Source organism: Corallococcus terminator, assembly GCF_003611635.1.
GTDB classification, from domain to species: Bacteria; Myxococcota; Myxococcia; order Myxococcales; family Myxococcaceae; genus Corallococcus; species Corallococcus terminator.
The window spans coordinates 1-3,700 of record NZ_RAVZ01000542.1; the positions used below are offsets into that span (position 1 = coordinate 1).

Below are 3,700 nucleotides of genomic sequence, written 5' to 3' on the forward strand. Positions count from 1 at the left end.
GGCGCGAAGAGGCGGCGCGGCGGGCGGAAGAGGCCCGGCTGGCGGAGCTTGCGCGCATCGAGGCGGAGCGGCTGGCGGAGCTTGCGCGCATCGAGGCGGAGCGGCTGGCGGAGGAGGCCCGGCTCGCGGAAGAGGCCCGGCTCGCGGAGCTTGCGAGTATCGAGGCGGCGCGGCTGGCGGAGGAGGCCCGGCTTCGGGCGATTGAAGAGGCCCGGCTCGCGGAAGAAGCACGGCTGCGTGCGGAGGAGGACGCGCGGCTGGCGGAAGAGGCTCGGCTCGCCGAAGAAGCACGGCTGGCGGAGGAGGCCCGGCTTCGGGCGATTGAAGAGGCTCGGCTGGCGGAGGAAGCCCGGCTTCGGGCGATTGAAGAGGCTCGGCTGGCGGAAGAGGCTCGGCTTCGGGCGATCGAAGAGGCCCGGCTCGCGGAAGAGGCTCGACTCGCCGAAGAGGCCCGGCTCGCCGAAGAGGCCCGACTCGCGGAAGAGGCCCGGCTCGCGGAAGAGGCCCGGCTCGCCGAAGAGGCCCGGCTCGCCGAAGAGGCCCGACTCGCCGAAGAGGCTCGACTCGCGGAAGAGGTCCGCCTCGCGGAAGAGGCCCGGCTCGCGGAAGAGGCTCGACTCGCCGAAGAGGCCCGCCTCGCCGAAGAGGTCCGCCTCGCCGAAGAGGCTCGACTCGCGGAAGAGGCTCGACTCGCGGAAGAGGCTCGACTCGCGGAAGAGGCTCGACTCGCGGAAGAGGCTCGACTCGCCGAAGAGGCTCGACTCGCGGAAGAGGCCCGCCTCGCCGAGGAGGCCCGCCTCGCCGAAGAGGTCCGCCTCGCGGAAGAGGTCCGCCTCGCCGAAGAGGCTCGACTCGCGGAAGAGGCTCGACTCGCGGAAGAGGCTCGACTCGCGGAAGAGGCTCGACTCGCGGAAGAGGCTCGACTCGCCGAAGAGGCCCGCCTCGCCGAAGAGGCCCGCCTCGCCGAAGAGGCCCGCCTCGCCGAAGAGGCTCGACTCGCCGAGGAGGCCCGTCTCGCCGAAGAGGCCCGTCTCGCCGAAGAGGCTCGTGTTGCGGAGGAGGCTCGACTCGCCGAAGAGGCTCGGCTGGCTGAAGAGGCTTGGCTCGCTGAAGAAGTTCGCCTCGCCGAAGAGGCTCGCCTCGCCGAAGAGGCTCGCCTCGCCGAAGAAGCTCGTGTCGCGGAGGAGGCTCGACTCGCCGAAGAGGCTCGCCTCGCTGAAGAAGTTCGCCTCGCTGAAGAAGTTCGCCTCGCCGAAGAGGCTCGACTCGCCGAAGAGGCTTGGCTTGCTGAAGAAGTTCGCCTCGCCGAAGAGGTTCGTCTTCGTGCGGAGGAAGAAGCACGGATCGCGGAAGAGATCCGTGTTGCTGAAGAAGCTCAGCTTCGTGAGGAAGAAGCTCGGCTCTCCGAGGAAGCAAGACTCGCTGAAGAAGAGAGGCTTCGCGTAGAGGAAGCAGCGTGGCTTGCCGAAGAAGTACGGCTGGCTGAAGAGGCCCGCCTCGCCGAAGAGGCTCGCTTCGCTGAAGAGGCCCGGCTCGCGGAAGAGGCTCGGCTCGCGGAAGAGGCTCAGCTTCGTGCCGAGGAAGCAGCTCGTTTCGCTGAAGAGGCCCGTGTCGCGGAGGAGGCTCGCCTCGCCGAAGAGGCCCGGCTGGCGGAAGAAGCTCGGCTTCGTGCCGAGGAAGCAGCTCGCCTCGCGGAAGAGGCCCGGCTGGCGGAAGAGGCCCGGCTGGCGGAAGAGGCCCGGCTGGCGGAAGAGGCTCGACTGGCCGAAGAGGCTCGCCTCGCCGAAGAGGCCCGCCTCGCCGAAGAGGCTCGGCTGGCCGAAGCAGCTCGCCTCGCGGAAGAGGCTCGACTGGCCGAAGAGGCCCGCCTCGCCGAAGAGGCTCGACTGGCCGAAGAGGCCCGTGTCGCGGAGGAGGCCCGCCTGGCCGAAGAGGCCCGCCTGGCCGAAGAGGCCCGCCTCGCCGAAGAGGCCCGCCTCGCCGAAGAGGCCCGTCTCGCGGAAGAGGCCCGTCTCGCGGAAGAGGCCCGCCTCGCCGAAGCAACTCGGCTCGCGGAAGAGGCTCGACTGGCCGAAGAGGCTCGTCTCGCGGAAGAGGCCCGTCTCGCGGAAGAGGCTCGTCTCGCCGAAGAGGCTCGACTGGCCGAAGAGGCTCGACTGGCCGAAGAGGCCCGTCTCGCCGAAGAGGCCCGTCTCGCTGAAGAGGCTCGCCTCGCGGAAGAGGCTCGCCTCGCGGAAGAGGCTCGCCTCGCGGAAGAGGCCCGCCTCGCCGAGGAGGCCCGGCTGGCGGAAGAGGCTCGACTGGCCGAAGAGGCTCGACTGGCCGAAGAGGCCCGCCTCGCCGAAGAGGCCCGCCTAGTTGAAGAGGCTCGGCTCGCCGAGGAGGCTCGTCTCGCTGAAGAGGCTCGTCTCGCTGAAGAGGCCCGCCTCGCTGAAGAGGCCCGCTTCGCCGAGGAGGCTCGCCTCGCCGAAGAGGCTCGACTGGCCGAAGAGGCTCGACTGGCCGAAGAGGCTCGTCTCGCTGAAGAGGCTCGTCTCGCTGAAGAGTCCCGCCTCGCTGAAGAGACCCGCCTCGCTGAAGAGGCCCGCCTCGCCGAGGAGGCTCGTCTCGCTGAAGAGGCCCGCCTCGCCGAAGAGGCTCGACTGGCCGAAGAGGCTCGCCTCGCCGAAGAGGCCCGCTTCGCCGAGGAGGCTCGCCTCGCCGAAGAGGCTCGTCTCGCTGAAGAGGCCCGCCTCGCTGAAGAGGCCCGCTTCGCCGAGGAGGCTCGCCTCGCCGAAGAGGCTCGACTGGCCGAAGAGGCTCGTCTCGCTGAAGAGGCCCGCTTCGCCGAGGAGGCTCGTCTCGCTGAAGAGACCCGCCTCGCTGAAGAGGCCCGCCTCGCCGAGGAGGCTCGTCTCGCTGAAGAGGCTCGACTGGCCGAAGAGGCTCGTCTCGCTGAAGAGGCCCGCCTCGCTGAAGAGGCTCGCCTCGCTGAAGAGGCCCGCCTCGCTGAAGAGGCCCGCCTCGCTGAAGAGGCCCGCCTCGCTGAAGAGGCCCGTGTCGCGGAGGAGGCCCGCCTCGCCGAAGAGGCTCGACTGGCCGAAGAGGCTCGCCTCGCCGAAGAGGCTCGCCTCGCTGAAGAGGCCCGTGTCGCGGAGGAGGCTCGCCTCGCCGAAGAGGCTCGCCTCGCCGAAGAGGCTCGCCTCGCCGAAGAGGCTCGCCTCGCCGAAGAGGCTCGCCTCGCCGAAGAGGCCCGTGTCGCGGAGGAGGCCCGCCTCGCCGAAGAGGCTCGCCTCGCCGAAGAGGCTCGCCTCGCCGAAGAGGCCCGTGTCGCGGAGGAGGCCCGGCTCGCGGAAGAGGCCCGCCTCGCCGAAGAGGCTCGACTGGCCGAACAGGCTCGACTGGCCGAAGAGGCCCGCCTCGCGGAAGAACTCCGGCGTCGTGCCGAAGAATCAGCTCGGATCGCTGAAGAGATCCGTCTCGCGGAAGAGGCGCAGCTTCGTGAAGAGGAGGCCCGCCTCGCCGAAGAGGCCCGCCTCCACGCCGAAGCCCAGCGCGCGGAAGAACTGAGACAGGCAGAACTGGCCCGTCAGGCCGAACTCCATCGCCTCGCGGAGGAGGCCCGCGCCGCCGAAGCCCAACTTCAGGCGGAGCAGGCCCGCCGCGCCCAGGAACCCGCTCAACCTCCGGCGCTGCCCCGGCGTGCCCGTCCGACCGCGCC

The 3,700-nt window shown here is 70.5% G+C and carries 1 pseudogene; it reads left to right on the forward strand.

What is annotated here, in order from left to right:
• A pseudogene (locus D7V88_RS44010) lies at positions 1 to 3,700 on the forward strand (molecular chaperone DnaJ); the annotation flags it as partial.